Origin of the sequence: Rufibacter roseus (assembly GCF_001647285.1) — a bacterium.
Classification (GTDB): Bacteria; Bacteroidota; Bacteroidia; order Cytophagales; family Hymenobacteraceae; genus Nibribacter; species Nibribacter roseus.
In genome coordinates, this window is the sequence record NZ_LRML01000017.1 from 25,761 (window position 1) to 42,027 (window position 16,267).

Consider the following 16,267-nt stretch of genomic DNA (forward strand, 5'->3'; position numbering starts at 1 on the left):
TTACGATGACTTCAGGGCAAATTTTATCAACTCCTCTACGCTTAGCCCGGTGCCTTCGCGTTTGATAATGGAATCAAGTGTTTTTTCGGCAACGTTTTTGGCGAAGCCCAAGGTTACCAATGCAGATAACGCTTCCTCACGTGAGGTATTGTGCGCTTCAAAGCTGACCTGAACGGCGTCGGCTCCCAGCCCTTTTCTAAATTTATCTCTGAGTTCCAGAATGATGCGCTGGGCGGTTTTGGCGCCTATGCCTTTCACTTGCTGAATGGTGCGCACATCTTCTCGTACAATAGCCTGCTGCACCTCTGGTACCGTTAAGGAAGACAGAATCATGAGACCAGTATTTGGCCCCACCCCTGAAATGGAAATAAGGTGCAGAAAAGCGCTTTTCTCAGCCGGCGTAGCAAAGCCGTAGAGGGTATGGGCATCCTCTTTTATGTGCAGGTATGTGTAAAGCTTGCAACGTTCACCTTCGGGCAGGGCAGTATACGTGTTAAGTGAAATACGTAATTCATAGCCTACGCCCCCTACATCTATAATTACAAAAGTAGGGTCTTTATGAGCCAGCCGGCCGTCTAAATAAGCAATCATGTATGTGTGTTCTAGACCGAAGGAATTTAGGTTGTTTTTTGATTTCCTGTTTTAGATCTGTTTCAAGAAAAACAGGCCTAAAACAGGAATTCTATCAATATGACTTATTTAGGGATTTATTGCACGATGCTCATCTCCCTACGCAGTTAACTGGCTATTGTTTTGCTCTGCAGGTTTGAGCATCTACCACGGCTATAGCCACCATGTTAATGATCTCCCGCACCGATGATCCCAGCTGCAGAATATGCACCGGCTTACGCATGCCCATGAGTACAGGGCCAATAGTTTCAGCGCCGCCCATTTCCTGCAATAGTTTATAGGCAATGTTACCTGCCGCCAAACTTGGGAAGATTAAGGTATTGGCTCCCTGATTCGCCAGTTCACTGAACGGATAGTGCTCGCGCAGCAAATCTGTGTTCAAGGCGGTATTGGCTTGCATCTCTCCGTCTATGAGCAGGTCGGGGTACCGTTGTTTCGCCAGACGGGTAGCCTCACGGGTTTTTGTAGGTATTTGCCCTGAACTAGATCCAAAGTTAGAATAAGACAACACTGCAATTCTAGGCTCACGGTCAAAGAACTTTACATAACGGGCAGTTAAGCCAATTATATCCACCAGTTCTTCAGCGGTAGGCATCAGGTTCACAGTGGTGTCCGCAAAGAAGTACGGTTCCTTTTTATTCTGGATGATGTACATGCCCGCTACTTTGTTCAACCCTTCTTCCACGCCTATTACCTGTAGAGCTGGTTTGATGGTAGAAGAATAATCGCGGGTAAGGCCGGAGATAAGGGCATCGGCTTCGCCGGTTTCTACCATCATGCAGCCAAAGTAGTTCCGCACCCGTACCAGTTTGCGTGAGTCAAACAAGGTCAAACCTTTGCGCTTGCGCTTTTCATACAGCAGGTGTGCATATTTCTCGCACTTGGCCTCTTCTTCGCGCGGATCTATGATTTTAGCACCTTCCAGCTCTAAGTTAAATTCTTCAATGAGCTCCTGAATGCGGGCACGCTCACCTAACAATACCGGATAGGCCAGCTTTTGCTCTAGTACCGTTTCAGCGGCTTTCAAAATTTTGTAGTTATCCGCCTCGGCAAAGACTACCGTTTTAGGGTTGTTGCGCGCCTGCGTGAGCACACGGTTCATCAGCTTCTGGTCAATGCCTATGCGGGCTTGTAGTTCGTGATGGTACCGATCCCAGTTCTGAATTGGGTAACGGGCCACGCCAGAATCCATAGCAGCTTTAGCCACGGCTGGGCTGATGGTGGTGATCAAGCGCGGGTCTAATGGCTTAGGAATAAGATAGGTGCGGCCGAACGCAATGGTATTGTCTCCGTAAGCTTTGTGTACAATGTCCGGCACCGGTTCTTTAGCCAGTTCTGCCAAGGCATACACAGCGGCCACTTTCATGGCTTCATTTATCTCTGTGGCGCGCACATCTAGTGCACCTCTGAAAATGTAAGGGAAACCCAACACGTTGTTCACCTGGTTAGGATGATCGGACCGGCCGGTGGCCATAATCAAATCTTCACGGGTGGCCATGGCGGTCTCATAAGCAATTTCCGGATCTGGGTTGGCCAGCGCAAAAATGATAGGGTCTGGCGCCATGAGTTTCACCAGTTCCGGGGCGAGTACATTGCCGGCACTTAAGCCTACAAATACGTCTGCGCCCTCCATAGCTTCGGCCAAGGTGGTGATTTTGCGGGTGGTTACAAACTGGGCACGGTAAATATCTAGGTCATCACGCTCGGGGTTAATGATGCCGTCTTTGTCAAACATCACAATGTTTTCGATGTTTACACCAAGTGCCAGATATAACTTGGTGCAAGCAATGGCGGCGGCCCCGGCACCGTTGATCACCATTTTAACTTCGTCAATTTTCTTTCCTACCAACTCAAGGGCGTTGAGTAAGGCGGCGCTGGAGATAATGGCGGTGCCGTGCTGGTCATCGTGCATGAGCGGAATGTTCATTTGCTCACGCAAGGCGTTTTCAATTTTGAAGCTTTCCGGAGCCTTGATGTCTTCCAGATTAATACCGCCAAACGTTGGCTCCAGAGACTTTACAATCCGGATGAATTCATCAGGATCAGTGCAGTCAATTTCTATGTCGAAAACATCTATACCGGCAAACTTCTTAAATAATACTCCTTTCCCTTCCATTACTGGCTTTGAAGCCTCAGGTCCAATATTACCTAGGCCCAAAACAGCAGTACCGTTTGAAATTACACCTACCAGGTTGCCTTTAGCGGTGTACTTGTACACATCTTCTTTGTTGGCGGCAATCTCTTTACAGGGTTCGGCTACGCCCGGTGAATAGGCCAAAGCCAAGTCTAGCTGTGTACTGACAAGCTTAGTGGGTACTACCTCAATTTTGCCGGGTTGGCCTTGGCTGTGGTAGTTGAGCGCGTCTTGCTTGTTTATTTTGATCATAGTCTCTCTTCTCCTGTGGTTGTCACTTTTGCGGCTGCTTAACAGAGCGGCCGGCAAGTTAAGTTTACAAAATGATAAGATTTTTCCGATTCAGCAAAGATACTGTAACCGAAATTGCCTCTGTTTTGGGCTTGTTTTGCCCAAAACAGCTCTAAAAGGCCTTAAAAATAAAAAGCACCTCAAGCCTGAACCTGAGATGCTATGTTCTTTGGAAGGGGTATATCAGCCTACAATTAGTTTCATGCCAGGCTTCAAATCATCTCCCTTTAATTTATTTTTCTTTTTTAGTTGGTCTACGCTAATGTTGTTGTAACGCCTTGAAATGTTCCATAACGTATCACCAGGTTGTACATGATGAATGGTTTGTGGATTCTCAATTTCGGCTCTTTTAGTAGGTGCTTTCTTAGAAGTCTTACTAGTTGCTGCTGTAGAAGCGGCAGCTCCGTCAGTTGGCTGGTTATCGGCATTAGGTCCAGCTTGCTTGGCAGAACCGGCAGGCTCATCGGCAGAGGCCAGCAAAGTGTTTTCTGCCGCAGGCTCTGTAGTTTGTTTGCTGTCTTCCTTCTCTTTGTTAGCTGGGTTCATGACAAGCAGTTTCTGGTTAGCCATGATTGTAGAGCCAGTTATTTGGTTCCAAGCTTTCAGCTCTTCAACTGTTACATCATTTTCACGAGCTATCTTGATGAGAGAATCACCACGGCGCACGACATAGGTAGCTTTGTCAGAATCTTCAGAATGGACAGTAGCCTTAGCTTTGGCTACCATGGTGGAAGAGGCCGGAGCCGTAATTCTTACTGGAGCCACGTAGCGGGCTGAGTCTAAGATAGCCATGTGGTTCTGTGCCAGGAACGGGTATGAATCAGCGGGTATGCGCAACGGGAAATTCTTTACCTCTTCCGGCAGGTACTTATGCTTTACCGCCGGATTAAGATCTGCAATATATTCTTCTGAAAGGTTCAGCTGCAGGGCCAGACGTTTCAAGTCTAGCGGCTGGTTCACCAGAATAGTATCTACCGCAATTGGTTGGCGTAAAGTATCGGCTTTCAGATTGTGTTCTGGCGCATAGTTCATGGCGTACACAATGGCCGTAAAAGAGGGGACGTAGCTGCGGGTCTCGCGGGGCAGGTACGGGTAAATTTCCCAGAACGTATTTTTTCCGCCGGAACGTTTTATGGCTTTCCGCACATTACCCGGACCGCAGTTATAGGCAGCCAGCGCCATTTCCCAGCTCCCGAACATGCGGTACAGCTGCTTCAGGAACAAACAGGCCGCCTCCGTTGATTTCTCCGGGTCCATGCGCTCGTCTAAATATGAGTTCTGTACTAGCCTGAAATCATTGGCGGTGGGTGTCATGAACTGCCATAAACCTACTGCCTTAGCCGAGGATACCGCTTTAGGAAGAAGCGCCGACTCCACCACAGCCAGGTACTTCAACTCATCAGGCATGTTGTGCTTGGCCAGGTGTTTCTCAAACATAGGAAAGTACACCGGCTGCCGACCCAATACCCTCCGGGTGTAGTTACGGTTCCGGATGGTGAAGTAATCGATCAGCCCTCTTACCTGCTTGTTAAACTCCAGCGGAATCTCATTCTCCAAACAGCTAAGGCGGTCCTGGATGAGTTCATCAGTTTCCACGGGAATGTATTCTACCGTATCAGTCAGTACCTTGGTGGTGTCTTTGACTTCAACGGTGGGTAAATCTTGCACGGTGGCTTGGCGGGCCTGCACAACAGTGCCCAGACCCAGCGTAAGAACAAGGCCAGTTAAGAGAGTAAAAATGCGCATTAGGCGATTACTTGTGTTTGATGGTCCATCATCTTTTTAGAGAAGGCGAACAATTGCTCTTCCCCAAATGCTTTTGTCATCAGTTGCACCCCAATTGGAAGCCCCGCAGAGTCATGCCCAATTGGTAACGAAATAGCCGGAACGCCTGCTAAATTTGCCTGTACCGTGTAGATATCTTCCAGGTACATGGCCAGCGGGTCTTTGGTGTTCTCGCCAATTTTGAAAGCCGTGGTAGGCGTGGTAGGCAGAATCAGAAAATCGAACTGCTGTAAAAGCTCGTCTGTCTTCTCTTTGATTAGCCGCCGAACCTGCTGGGCTTTGGTATAATAAGCATCATAATAATCGGCGCTCAAAACGAAGGTACCCAGCATGATGCGGCGTTGTACTTCTTTCCCGAACCCTTCGGCGCGGGTCTTCTTGTACATAGACGTCAGGTCGGTGGCGTTTTCGCTCCGGTACCCGTACTTCACCCCATCGTAACGGCCTAAGTTAGAACTTGCTTCGGCAGTTGTCAAGATGTAGTAGGTTGGTACAATGTAATCGAGGAAGTGGAAGTCAGCGGCCTCTACGCTATGCCCTTGCTCTTGCAGGCTGTCCAGCACGCCTTGCACCGCTTTTTTTACCTCAGGGTTCAGGCCGGGGCTCTCAAAAGAGTCACGGATGAAACCAATGCGGGCAGGGCGGTCAAAAGTAAGGTTCTGGCTGTAAGCAGGCACCGGACGTTGGCTTACGGTAGCGTCAAAGTCATCGGCTCCGGCCATTACTTCTAACAACAAGGCAGCGTCTTCCACACTTTGCGTGATAACACCAATCTGGTCAAAAGAAGAGGCATAGGCAATAAGCCCATACCGTGAGATGCGGGAATAGGTAGGTTTCATGCCCACAACGCCGCAATATGCCGCCGGCTGACGCACCGATCCACCTGTGTCAGAACCGATTGACGCCAGGCACAAATCGGCTTGGACGGCTACCGCCGAACCACCTGAAGAGCCGCCTGGTACGCGGGTATTGTCTGCCTCGTTCAAAGACGGGCCGAAGGCTGAGTTCTCATTAGAGCCGCCCATGGCAAACTCATCACAGTTCTGGCGCCCAATAATGATAGCGTCGGCAGCGCGCAGGCGCTGCACCGCTGTGGCAGTGTACAGTGATTTGAAGCCGTCCAGAATTTTGCTGGAAGCCTGCAACGCGTGACCTTCATAAGCCAACACGTCTTTAATGCCAATGACCATACCCGCCAGTTTACCGGCGGTTCCGGCCTGTAATTTAGCGTCTACCTCATCGGCTTGCCGAAGGGCTTCTTCTTCAAACACTTCTAAAAACGCATTGAGGTGACGTTTCTCGGTTATGTTTTGCAGATAACGCTCCGTCAGCTGACGACAGGTAAGCGTACCTTGGCTTATCTCCTGGCGGATAGCGTCAAGGGATGTGTAGCGCATGAATTAGGCGTTGGTGTTGTTGGTAGTATTGTTGGTTGTGGTTCTGTTAGCAGTATTGGACGGACGGTCTTCATTGGCCGCGTTCTCAATATCATGCTTTATTTCTTTGGTAGCGTCTTTAAACTCCCGTATACCTCTGCCCATGCCGCGCGCCAGTTCCGGTATTTTTTTAGCTCCAAAAAGAAGAACAACTATCAAGACTAAAGCTATAATCTCGCCGGTGCCCAGGTTTCCGATAAATAATAAAGTGTTTGACAACATAGCTGTACAAGTAAAATGTTAAGTGCAAAATTAAGGTTTAATTCCCAAATACCTGAAACATTGGAGTAAGTGGTGGTTTAAATTTCATATTTAATGATAAAACAATGTTTATGGCTTGCTTACAGCGTTTCTAAAATAATGAATTAAACTCTACCTATTTCCATAGCAATATTGCTGCCCATGGGCGGGTACAGCTAAAACTGATATCATCTTAATGAAACAAGCGTTGGGAGTAGATAGAACATTTGTAAGCCTGTAAGGTTCGTTTTAAAGCTGATTTTTGTAAAACAGGTCAAAAACACCTGGGGCTGAGATGTATTGGGGCTGCGGTTTTTTATGTAGGTTTGTTTTGCGCTATATCTGAATTCTGTGCTGAGGAAAATTCTTTCTTTTTTTACCGCGCTAGCTACGGCCTGGCTTCTTCTGGGGGTGCTGTGCCAGTATGTGCCGCCCCATGTTTTCTGGCCTGCGGGTTTTGTAGCCATGTCGTTGCCCGGGGCGCTGCTCTTGAATTTGCTGCTCCTGTTTCTGTGGCTGTGGAAGAAACCCCTGTGGGCACTGTGGCCGCTGGGGCTAATTATTTTGTTCTGGGGGCAACACAACCGCTACTTCGCGCTTAGTGGCTCCAGCGAGGTGCCGCAGGAAACTACGGAGCAGCTGGTCAATGTGCTTAGTTATAATGTGCGGGTCTTTAATTCATACAAGCACCTGCACAAAGATGACCCAGACTTGCCCGAGCGAGAGATGAAGTGGGTAGCCGAGCATCCAGCAGATATTCTGTGCCTGCAGGAATTCTACCATTACAAGGGAGAGGCGCCTTATAACAGCCGCAAACGCATAGGGAAAGACCAGGGACGGCAAGTTTTTGTAGACAACTTCTGGTGAATCGGGTAGGGGCGGAGTTTGGGTTGGCTATTTTCTCCCGTTTTCCTATTGTCAACAAAGGCCGTGTAAAGTTTGATAGGCCCACTAAAAACCAAGTGATTTTTGTAGACGTGCGCATGCCCAACAAAGACACCCTGCGGGTATACAACATGCATTTAGAGTCAATGGCCATTGAAGAGAAAGAAGTAGGGGAGGCGGTGGAAAGTAAAATTGCCCTTGAAACCAAAGGCCGAAGCATTGCCCGTAGACTAAAAGGTGGCTTTGTAGCCAGAAGCCACCAGGTGAGAAAACTGCTAGAGCATATTGAAGCTAGTCCGTACCCGGTTTTGCTGTGTGGTGATTTAAATGATTTGCCAAGTTCCTATACCTACCAGACCCTGCGCAGTCAACTAGAGAATGCCTTTGAGGAAGGTGGCAACGGCTTTGGGTTTACTTATAATGGCAAGCTCCCTATTCGGATAGACAATCAATTTTACAGCCCTGAACTGGAGCTGCTAAGTTTTGAGGTGTTGGATCAAATAAAATTCTCAGACCATTTCCCGTTGCAGGCTACGTATGTTCTGGAGCAGGACTAAATCAGACTTAGATAACTGCTTCTGTTTTAGAACTGATTTTCAGAAAATAAACCGAAAACGCACCTTCTCGCCAGTAATGCAAATAAAAAGCCTACTGCCTTGGTAGTATACCGTACTTCTGCAACAAGTACCGTTTTGTTTTATAATTTTGCCGCATGAATCACCCACTGTCTTTATATAATACGCTCACCCGTACCAAAGAAAAATTTGAGCCCTTGCAGCCGCCCTTTGTGGGCTTGTATGTCTGCGGGCCAACCGTATATGGGCATGCTCACCTAGGCCACGCCCGCCCTTATATCACCTTTGACGTACTCCGCCGGTACCTGCAGCACGTGGGTTATAAAGTGCGTTATGTGCGCAACATAACTGATGTGGGGCACCTGCAAAACGATGCCGACCACGGCGAAGACAAAATCCAGAAGCTGGCCAAGGCGTCTCAGTTGGAGCCGATGGAGGTGGTGCAGCAGTTCACCAACAGCTTTCACCAAGACATGGCCAGGCTGAATGTGACGCCGCCAGATATTGAGCCCCGCGCCTCAGGCCACATCATTGAACAGATTGAGATGATCCAGGAGATCTTGGACAATGGCCTAGCTTACGAGTCTAATGGTTCAGTATATTTTGATGTACCTGCTTATAACCAAGGCCACAATTACGGCAAGCTGTCTGGCAGAGTCATTGAAGATTTGCTGGCCAATACCCGCGAGCTGGAAGGGCAGGAGGAAAAGCGTTCGCCATTGGATTTTGCCCTTTGGAAAAAAGCCTCGCCAACGCACATTATGCGTTGGAGCTCACCTTGGTCTGAAGGTTTTCCGGGCTGGCACTTAGAGTGCTCGGCCATGAGCCGAAAGTACTTAGGCCAGCAGTTTGACATTCACGGCGGTGGTTTAGATTTGATGTTCCCGCACCACGAGTGCGAGATTGCCCAAAGCCAGGCCAGTCACAACCATACCGATGCCGCCCGTTTCTGGGTGCACAACAACCTTATTACCATCAACGGCAAGAAGATGGGTAAGTCGCTAGGCAATTTTATCACCTTAGGTGAGTTATTTACAGGAAAACATGAGCTGCTGCAGCAGGCTTATTCGCCTATGACCGTGCGCTTCTTCATTCTGCAGGCGCACTACCGCAGCACTCTTGACTTCAGTAATGAAGGGCTGCAGGCGGCGCGCAAAGGCTACCTGAAAGTGATGAACGGCCTCCGTATTTTAGACCAGCTGCAATACCCAACCGGTGCTACTGCGGTAGACGCCAAAGCCGAAGAGGAAATAAAGAAGCTGACCGCAGAGTTATTTGCCCCGTTAGCCGATGATCTGAATACTGCCAAAGCAATTGCCAATCTGTTCAACCTGCTCAAGAAAATTAACAGCATGCACACCGGCGGCTTTAAGCTGGAGACTATTTCAGAAGAAACCTTTAAGCAGATGCGGACTGAGTTCCGTACTTTGGTGCAAGGCGTGCTTGGGCTGAAAGAAGAACAAACCACCGATGCCCAAGCGCTGCTAAACGTGGTTCTCGGGTTCTACAAAGAAGCCAAAGAGGTCAAAGACTACGCCAAAGTAGATGTTATTCGGGCGCAGTTAAAAGGCCAAGGCATCGTGATAAAAGATATGAAAACCGGAATAGACTGGGCTTATGAAGAATAACATGTTATCTCTGGTCTGCGGATGGCTATTGATAGTGGGTCTTTCGGCCTGCGATAAAAATGGAAAGACAGAAACGTCTACCACAGCGCCATCTGCCGCCACCGAGGCTCCGGCCGTAAACGTGCCCTCCTTTAACGCTGACTCTGCCTTCCAGTTTGTGGTGAAGCAGGTAGAGTTCGGCCCTAGGGTACCCAACACCCAGGCCCACCGCGCTGCCGGCGATTACCTGATAGAAAAGCTAAAGAGCTACGGCGGAAATGTATTGGTGCAGAGCTTTAAGGCGAAGGCGTACAACGGTACCATGCTCAACCTGCGCAACATCATGGGGCAGTTCAACCCCAAAGCCAGCAAGCGTATACTGCTAGCTGCCCACTGGGACACCCGCCACGTAGCCGATAAAGACGAGCAAAACCCGAATCAACCAATAGACGGCGCCAACGACGGCGCCAGCGGGGTGGCGGTATTGCTGGAGATTGCCCGCCAGCTGCAAGCGGACCCACTACAGGGTGATGTAGGAGTAGATATTATGTTCTTCGACGGTGAAGATTATGGCCAGCCAGACAGTAGTGAAGATCCTTACCAACCAGACAGCTGGTGCCTGGGGTCGCAGTACTGGGGGCAAAACCTGATGCCGCAAGGCTACCGCGCCAACTACGGCATCTTGCTGGATATGGTAGGTGCAAAGAACTCACGCTTCTTTAGAGAAGAAACCAGCCGCATGTACGCACGTGATGTAGTAGATAAGGTGTGGCGTGCCGCCAATCAGCTGGGGTACTCAGACTATTTTGTGCCGCAAAACAGCCCTGGCATTACCGATGACCACACCTACGTCATTCAGCACACCAACATCCGCATGATTGACATCATTGCCCATGACCCTTCCAGCCCAGATGGCTATTTCGGACCGTACCATCACCGGCACACAGATAATATAGACATTATTGACAAGAACACCTTAAAAGCCGTAGGCCAAACCGTGCTGCGGGTGGTGTATTCAGAGCAGTAAACTTTGAGCTAACGAATCTGTTTTAGAGCCGTTTTCTGGAAATCAGCCGGAAAACGGCTTTTTAATTTGGAGGAAGGTTGGCTAAAATTTCAAATACTCCAGCGTCACCTCTTTCACGTCTACTTTAAGCTTAGCCTCACGGCCTACTACCATGGCTAAGTTATGCGGCACGTGTCCCACAGGAAAATCAAAACAGATAGGGTAGCCATAACCGGCGCAGTGTTCCAGTACAATCTCATTTACCGTCTTCCCAAATGGGATCTGGTTGTCCTTCATTTCGGTGAATTGGCCTATGATTAAACCCGCTAAATTGCGTAATCGGCCCATGCGGCGCATGTGCACCAGTACCCGGTCAATGTTGTAGTAGTATTCGCCTACGTCTTCCAGAAACAAGATCTTGCCGTCATAGTCAATGTCTGAAGGCGTGTTGACAATGGTGTCCAGAAGAATTAAGTTACCGCCCACTACCAGTCCTTGGGCTATGCCAATTTGGTTGTAGGTATGGCTAGGGATGCTGTAGGAGAGCGTTTCGCCAAACAGCGCGCGGCGCAGGCTCTCGTCAGCTTCCTGTGTGTCTGGCTGCGCCATGAGTTTGGGCATAGTGGCGTGCAAACATTCAATGCCCATGCGGTGCAGGTGACAAAGAAGCGCGGTAACATCGCTAAAGCCCACCACCCACTTAGGCTGAGTATAGAATCCGGCAAAGTCAATCTGATCTAGAATGCGGGTAGTACCGTAGCCGCCTCGGGCTGAAATAACAGCTTTTATTTCCGGATCATCCAGCATGCGCTGAAAATCAGCGGTCCTTACCTCGTCAGAACCACCCATTTGATTATACTCCGCGCCCACACTTTCCCCAAGAACTACACGCAAGCCCCAACTCTCCAGCAGCTTGATACCAGGCTGAATATCTTGTAAAGCAATTTTATTAGCCAGGCAAACAATGCCTACGGTATCTCCTTTTTGTAAAGCGGCGGGTATGGTCACGGGTAAAAATGTTTGTAGAGGTTCACAAAATAGGTAAAAAATTAATGTTAAGGGTCATCAACCTGAGGTGGCGCTGCCAATAGTATGCTTACATTTATTTTGCACACTGCAAAATGCCACAAAAAAGCCTGTTTCATCGCTTTTCTCGCCCCGTACCGGTGCTTGTCCCTTCAGCAACCGCTTCCGCAGACCTTTCTCTGATGTCTTTTGACACTAAATAAAATATTAAAGCAAGCACTTACTGGAGGATTAATTTTGGATATGACGAAGTTGTTATTGCAAAATACTTACAATTAGGTATTGGACTAGGTAATTCAGTTATAGATTTTTACAATTCAATCCAGTACTAGTATTCCAGAATATCTGGATCTACAGCAAAGCCACAGAATTCTATAAACTATTAATTACTAAATAATACACTATGATGAAAACTTACGCTTTCCCCCAAGTAATGAAGGTAAGTAAAGCCAGTTTATTGCTGGTAACTTTAATTCTCACCACCATTGTTTCTGGTGCAGCTCAAGGCCAGAAGAGTAAGCCACATGTAGAAAAAGCTGTCTCTGCCTTAAAGAAGACTAAGAACCCTTCAGCCCGTCGTGGGCATGAAAGTGGAATGCGGCCTGGAAATGCCCAGTTTTTTGACTATGACGACAACCAGTGGGAACATACAGAAAACATTACCTATGAATATTACCCTAACGGTTTGCTAAAAGAACAGATTATAACGGAGGCTGGCACAAATACGAACAGTGAACGGTGGACCTACGCTTATAATGCCGAGGGAGAAGAAATTGAAAGTGCGCGTTATATGTGGCAAAATGGAGCCTGGGCTCAAAATATTGGTGAGAAGACTCTAGAAACCTATGAAAACGGCAAGCTGGTAGAAGAAGTCGAGCAAACTTGGAGAACGTCAGGTGAGGGTAGTGGGCAGTGGGAGAACACAGCAAGATCTACTTATTCATTTGATGCTGAAGGAAGACCTACTGGTGAGACAGCCTATGGCTGGGATGGCGAAAGCTGGGTGGCTGAGAGAAAGTTTGTGTATGAATACACTACTGGCAATGCCCCTTCAACCATTCTGATGCAACGTCAAGAAGATAACAATTGGGTAAGTTTTGCGAGGTTGGTAGAGTTAGGTTGGCATGAAGATGCAGAACAAGATGGATTGGCAGATTACACCATGCAGGCCCTGCAAGATGGTAACTGGGTAAACATGGAGCGCCAGGAAACAAGATTTACTGGAAACGGAGGTTATGTTGAAACAACCCAAACCTTTGAAGAAAACAATTGGGTGAACGATTTCAGAATAACGGTGCAGTATGATGCCCACCACAATAAAACTCTTGATCAATATGAAGAGTGGGTAGATCAAAATGGAGACGGAATGCCACAGGATGATGAATGGCTAATTGAAGATGCCTTAAAATATGTGAACACGTACGACAGCAATGATAATTTAACAGAAATTATTAGCCAAAGCTGGGAATTAAATGGAGGACCGGGAGCCTTTCAAAACAGAGAACGCTGGGTGTTCAGCAATTTCCAAAATGTACTGTCAGCTAAAGAAGAGCAGCAACTGGCGCTGCACGTATATCCAAACCCAGCCGTTGGGCAGTTATCGGTAAAAATGGAAAAAGGTGCTGGCGCATCAGTAAGGCTGGTAAGCCTTACGGGTCAAACTATGCTTAATACCTCTCTGGCATCGGCTGAGGCCCAAGAATTAGATTTGTCTGCCGTGCCTGCCGGAACGTACATTCTGCAAATACAGTCAAAAGCTGGGCTACGCACCCAAAAGATTGTGAAGCTGTAATTTAAGCGTCTTTCTTTTAAATGAAAATAGCCCCGACTCTGCCAGGAGCCGGGGCTGTTTTTTGCCCGCTTTCTAAAAATCGGCTCCAAAACACCAAGCTTTGCCCCTGAAGCCCTATCTTTCATTCATAATTCTCAATTCCTAATTCTTAATTATAAAGAGTGGCTCGCATCAAAATAGACTTACCCGCAAATTTCTCCTTCAAGACTCAACTGCCCATCAGAATCACCGATCTTAACTACGGCGGCCATTTAGGTAACGATGCGCTGCTGAGCTTGCTGCACGAGGCGCGGGTACGGTTCCTGAAAAGCCATGGTTACTCTGAACTTGACTTCGGCGGGGCCGGATTGATTATGTCTGATGTGGGCATTGTGTACAAAGGCGAAGGCTTCTACGGCGATGTATTGACAGTAGAGGTGCAGGCGCATGAGTTCAGCAAGTACGGCTTTGATTTAGTGTACCGCCTCACAAACCAGAACGGCAAAGAAGTAGCTCACGCCAAAACCGGCATGCTCTGTTTTGACTATACCGCCCGTAAATTACAGACTGTGCCGCCAGAAGCCCGTGAGCAACTGGAAACTAAAGCGTAAGATATTTTGTACCTTTGTGGTATGAGTACCACTGTTATCCCAGATATCGAAATTCTGAACCGGCAAGACATCCGGAAGCTGTCTTTGGACCAACTAAAGGCTTGGATGACGGAGCAGGGCGAAAAGCCCTTCCGTGCCAAGCAAGTGTATGAGTGGGTCTGGAAACTCACGGCTACCTCCTTTGCCGAAATGAACAATATTAGCCTTCCTCTGCGGGAGAAGCTGGAGCGTCATTTCACCATCAACACGGTAGAGGTGAATTCCAGCCAGTTCAGTTCAGACTATACTATAAAATCCACGTTCCGGCTCTATGACGGCAATATTGTGGAGGGTGTGCTGATTCCGCACCCCAAGCGCATGACCGCCTGCGTGAGTAGCCAGGTTGGGTGCTCCTTGACCTGTTCATTCTGCGCCACCGGCAAAATGGATCGTATCCGCAACCTCAATGCCGATGAAATTTACGACCAGGTGGTGCGTATAAAAGAGCAGACGGAGCAGAACTATAACCGCCCGCTGACCAACATCGTGTACATGGGCATGGGTGAACCGCTCCTGAACTACGCCAACGTGATGAAGAGCATTGAGCGCATCACTGCGCCCGACGGCTTGAACATGGCCGCCCGCCGCATCACTGTCAGCACTGCCGGTATTGCCAAGATGATCAAGAAAATGGCCGATGACGGTATTAAAGCCAATCTGGCACTGAGCTTGCACGCCGCCAACGATAAAAAGCGCAACGAGATCATGCCTATCAACGAGAGTAACTCGCTGGAGGCACTGAAGGAGGCGCTGGTGTATTACCATGAAAAAACGGGTCGTAAAGTGACCTATGAGTATATTCTGTTGAGCCACTTCAATGATAATTTGGAAGATGCGCAGGAACTGCTGCAGTTTTCCAAAATTATTCCGTGCAAGGTGAACATCATTGAGTATAACCCAATAGGTGACGGACTTTTCCAGAAGTCTGGAGATGATCGCCTGGAGCCATTTATGCGTTACCTGGCTGATAGAGGCGTGCAGGTAAATGTGCGCCGTAGCCGCGGCAAAGACATTGACGCCGCCTGTGGGCAGCTAGCCAATAAAGAGAAAGCCGGAGAAGAAGCGTAAGCTATCTCAGTAATATCTTTTAAACAGAAAGAGCCACTCAATGAGTGGCTCTTTCTGTTTTCAGCCTGTTTTTCTGAAAACAGGCTGAAAACACGATCAGAATGACAGTTTACTTACGGGTTCTTCGCTCTTAGGGCATCTCTGATCTCTGTAAGCAGCACTTCTTCTTTGGTTGGGGCTGGAGGGGACTTGGGTGCCTCTACTTTCTTGCGCTTAAGTTTGTTGATGAATTTCACCAGCAGAAAAATAGCAAACGCTATGATAATAAAGTCAAGCACATTCTGTAGAAAGGCTCCGTAGTTTAAAGTGACATCGGCTATCTTACCATCTGGCCCAATCACGTCTTTTTTGAGAATGAGCTTTAGGTTCTTGAAATGGTCACCGCCCACGGCAAGACCAAGCGGTGGCATGATTAAATCATTGACCAAGGAAGTAACAATTTTCCCGAAGGCACCGCCAATGACCACCCCAACGGCAAGATCAATGACGTTGCCACGCATGGCAAACTCTTTAAATTCTTTTAAAACTGGCATATAAAGTGATAAAGACTATAAAAAGAAACTACTCTTAAGCAAACAGCCCAAGAGTAGTTAAGTTGTAAAAAATACGTTTTAGTTTGGCACTGGTTATACAGGTTATGAAACCAATTATCGGGTTTTTACAACTAGGGTGCTGGCAATTTTATCATGCAGGGCCTGCTTCCGAGAGGAAAAAGCTGCCATGATATAGCCAATGAACAGGATAAAAGTAGACAAGTACTTAGAAAGCGTTCTGCCTAGGGCCCGGCCAAAAGAAATGCGCTGGCCATTTTCATCAGTTACTTTCATGTCCAAGGCTCTTTTGCCCAAGGTGGCCTGCCAGGAAGAGCTTTCCATGATGGAGGAGTACAGAATGGTAAGAACTGCCGTCAACATCATAGAGGTAGACATAGCCGCTAGAATGGCGAAAGGGTTGTCTGGGTTGAACTCAGTTGTAGCCATGGTGCCCCCAATGATAAATGTGGTAATAATCCAGTTCGGAATCCCGATGACGAAAGAGTCGATAACGGCTGCCACAAAGCGTCTCCAGAAGCCAGCATAAGACACAGGGGCTAATTCTCCCTGAAATTCGTCCATGAAGGTGTACGTGTTGGTAGATGTTTCCATGAGTTTGTTTTTAGTTGA

15 protein-coding genes are annotated in these 16,267 nt (G+C 48.0%); 7 read left to right on the forward strand and 8 right to left on the reverse strand.

Going from position 1 to position 16,267, the window contains the following annotated elements; all coding sequences use genetic code 11:
- The 5 genes from ruvA to A8O23_RS18630 form a co-directional block, all read right to left on the reverse strand.
- A complete protein-coding gene (ruvA, locus tag A8O23_RS18610) occupies positions 1–591 on the reverse strand; it encodes a Holliday junction branch migration protein RuvA (RefSeq protein ID WP_066624740.1) in 591 nt (196 codons plus the stop codon).
- A 154-nt stretch (positions 592–745) separates the two neighbouring features.
- Positions 746–3,016, reverse strand: coding sequence for an NADP-dependent malic enzyme (locus A8O23_RS18615; protein ID WP_192849055.1), 2,271 nt, complete (start codon positions 3,014–3,016; stop codon positions 746–748).
- 222 nt (positions 3,017–3,238) lie between these two features.
- Positions 3,239–4,801, reverse strand: coding sequence for a lytic transglycosylase domain-containing protein (locus A8O23_RS18620; RefSeq protein WP_066624746.1), 1,563 nt, complete (start codon positions 4,799–4,801; stop codon positions 3,239–3,241).
- On the reverse strand, positions 4,801–6,237 hold the full coding sequence (gatA, locus tag A8O23_RS18625) for an Asp-tRNA(Asn)/Glu-tRNA(Gln) amidotransferase subunit GatA (protein ID WP_066624749.1): 1,437 nt from the start codon (positions 6,235–6,237) through the stop codon (positions 4,801–4,803). The genes A8O23_RS18620 and gatA overlap by 1 nt, the downstream gene beginning before the upstream one ends.
- Positions 6,238–6,240: 3 nt before the next feature.
- Positions 6,241–6,498 carry a Sec-independent protein translocase subunit TatA/TatB gene (locus tag A8O23_RS18630; RefSeq protein ID WP_066624752.1) on the reverse strand — a complete coding sequence of 86 codons (258 nt, stop codon included), beginning with the start codon at positions 6,496–6,498 and terminating at the stop codon, positions 6,241–6,243.
- 369 nt (positions 6,499–6,867) lie between these two features.
- Here A8O23_RS18630 and A8O23_RS18635 point away from each other — a divergent pair, with 369 nt between their 5' ends.
- The 4 genes from A8O23_RS18635 (at position 6,868) to A8O23_RS18650 (ending at position 10,610) form a co-directional block, all read left to right on the forward strand.
- Positions 6,868–7,383, forward strand: coding sequence for an exonuclease/endonuclease/phosphatase family protein (locus A8O23_RS18635; RefSeq protein ID WP_066624755.1), 516 nt, complete (start codon positions 6,868–6,870; stop codon positions 7,381–7,383).
- Positions 7,380–7,958 carry an endonuclease/exonuclease/phosphatase family protein gene (locus tag A8O23_RS18640; RefSeq protein ID WP_066624757.1) on the forward strand — a complete coding sequence of 193 codons (579 nt, stop codon included), beginning with the start codon at positions 7,380–7,382 and terminating at the stop codon, positions 7,956–7,958. Before A8O23_RS18635 ends, A8O23_RS18640 begins: the two co-directional genes overlap by 4 nt.
- A gap of 155 nt (positions 7,959–8,113) precedes the next feature.
- The gene (gene cysS / locus A8O23_RS18645) at positions 8,114–9,604 is read left to right on the forward strand and encodes a cysteine--tRNA ligase (RefSeq protein ID WP_066624759.1); all 1,491 of its coding nucleotides are present in this window, start codon (positions 8,114–8,116) and stop codon (positions 9,602–9,604) included.
- Complete coding sequence (locus A8O23_RS18650) at positions 9,594–10,610, forward strand: M28 family peptidase (RefSeq protein ID WP_066624762.1); 1,017 nt, start codon at positions 9,594–9,596, stop codon at positions 10,608–10,610. The genes cysS and A8O23_RS18650 overlap by 11 nt, the downstream gene beginning before the upstream one ends.
- Before the next feature lie 81 nt (positions 10,611–10,691).
- On the opposite strand, the gene A8O23_RS18655 is transcribed toward A8O23_RS18650, so the two are convergent.
- The gene (locus A8O23_RS18655; protein WP_066624764.1) at positions 10,692–11,597 is read right to left on the reverse strand and encodes a S66 peptidase family protein; all 906 of its coding nucleotides are present in this window, start codon (positions 11,595–11,597) and stop codon (positions 10,692–10,694) included.
- Between the two features lie 421 nt (positions 11,598–12,018).
- Between A8O23_RS18655 and A8O23_RS18660 the strand changes: the two genes are divergently transcribed.
- The 3 genes from A8O23_RS18660 (at position 12,019) to rlmN (ending at position 15,104) form a co-directional block, all read left to right on the forward strand.
- On the forward strand, positions 12,019–13,407 hold the full coding sequence (locus A8O23_RS18660; RefSeq protein ID WP_066624767.1) for a T9SS type A sorting domain-containing protein: 1,389 nt from the start codon (positions 12,019–12,021) through the stop codon (positions 13,405–13,407).
- Positions 13,408–13,568: 161 nt separating this feature from the next.
- A complete protein-coding gene (locus A8O23_RS18665; protein ID WP_066624770.1) occupies positions 13,569–13,997 on the forward strand; it encodes an acyl-CoA thioesterase in 429 nt (142 codons plus the stop codon).
- 21 nt (positions 13,998–14,018) lie between these two features.
- Positions 14,019–15,104 (forward strand): 23S rRNA (adenine(2503)-C(2))-methyltransferase RlmN, encoded by a 1,086-nt coding sequence (gene rlmN, locus A8O23_RS18670; protein ID WP_066624772.1) that lies wholly within the window; start codon positions 14,019–14,021, stop codon positions 15,102–15,104.
- Positions 15,105–15,217: 113 nt separating this feature from the next.
- On the opposite strand, the gene mscL is transcribed toward rlmN, so the two are convergent.
- A complete protein-coding gene (gene mscL / locus A8O23_RS18675) occupies positions 15,218–15,637 on the reverse strand; it encodes a large-conductance mechanosensitive channel protein MscL (RefSeq protein ID WP_066624774.1) in 420 nt (139 codons plus the stop codon).
- Between the two features lie 114 nt (positions 15,638–15,751).
- Positions 15,752–16,249, reverse strand: a complete 498-nt coding sequence (locus tag A8O23_RS18680) for an RDD family protein (RefSeq protein ID WP_239693451.1) — start codon at positions 16,247–16,249, stop codon at positions 15,752–15,754.
- Between the last annotated feature and the right edge of the window lie 18 nt (positions 16,250–16,267).

What these genes read in the sequence shown, in the direction of transcription:
- A8O23_RS18620 (WP_066624746.1), bottom strand. Translation starts at nt 4,801, where the DNA reads ATGCGCATTTTTACTCTCTTAACTGGCCTTGTTCTTACGCTGGGTCTG.
- A8O23_RS18615 (WP_192849055.1), bottom strand. Translation starts at nt 3,016, where the DNA reads ATGATCAAAATAAACAAGCAAGACGCGCTCAACTACCACAGCCAAGGC.
- ruvA (WP_066624740.1), bottom strand. Translation starts at nt 591, where the DNA reads ATGATTGCTTATTTAGACGGCCGGCTGGCTCATAAAGACCCTACTTTT.
- A8O23_RS18630 (WP_066624752.1), bottom strand. Translation starts at nt 6,498, where the DNA reads ATGTTGTCAAACACTTTATTATTTATCGGAAACCTGGGCACCGGCGAG.
- mscL (WP_066624774.1), bottom strand. Translation starts at nt 15,637, where the DNA reads ATGCCAGTTTTAAAAGAATTTAAAGAGTTTGCCATGCGTGGCAACGTC.
- cysS (WP_066624759.1), top strand. Translation starts at nt 8,114, where the DNA reads ATGAATCACCCACTGTCTTTATATAATACGCTCACCCGTACCAAAGAA.
- A8O23_RS18650 (WP_066624762.1), top strand. Translation starts at nt 9,594, where the DNA reads ATGAAGAATAACATGTTATCTCTGGTCTGCGGATGGCTATTGATAGTG.
- rlmN (WP_066624772.1), top strand. Translation starts at nt 14,019, where the DNA reads ATGAGTACCACTGTTATCCCAGATATCGAAATTCTGAACCGGCAAGAC.
- A8O23_RS18660 (WP_066624767.1), top strand. Translation starts at nt 12,019, where the DNA reads ATGATGAAAACTTACGCTTTCCCCCAAGTAATGAAGGTAAGTAAAGCC.
- A8O23_RS18680 (WP_239693451.1), bottom strand. Translation starts at nt 16,249, where the DNA reads ATGGAAACATCTACCAACACGTACACCTTCATGGACGAATTTCAGGGA.
- gatA (WP_066624749.1), bottom strand. Translation starts at nt 6,237, where the DNA reads ATGCGCTACACATCCCTTGACGCTATCCGCCAGGAGATAAGCCAAGGT.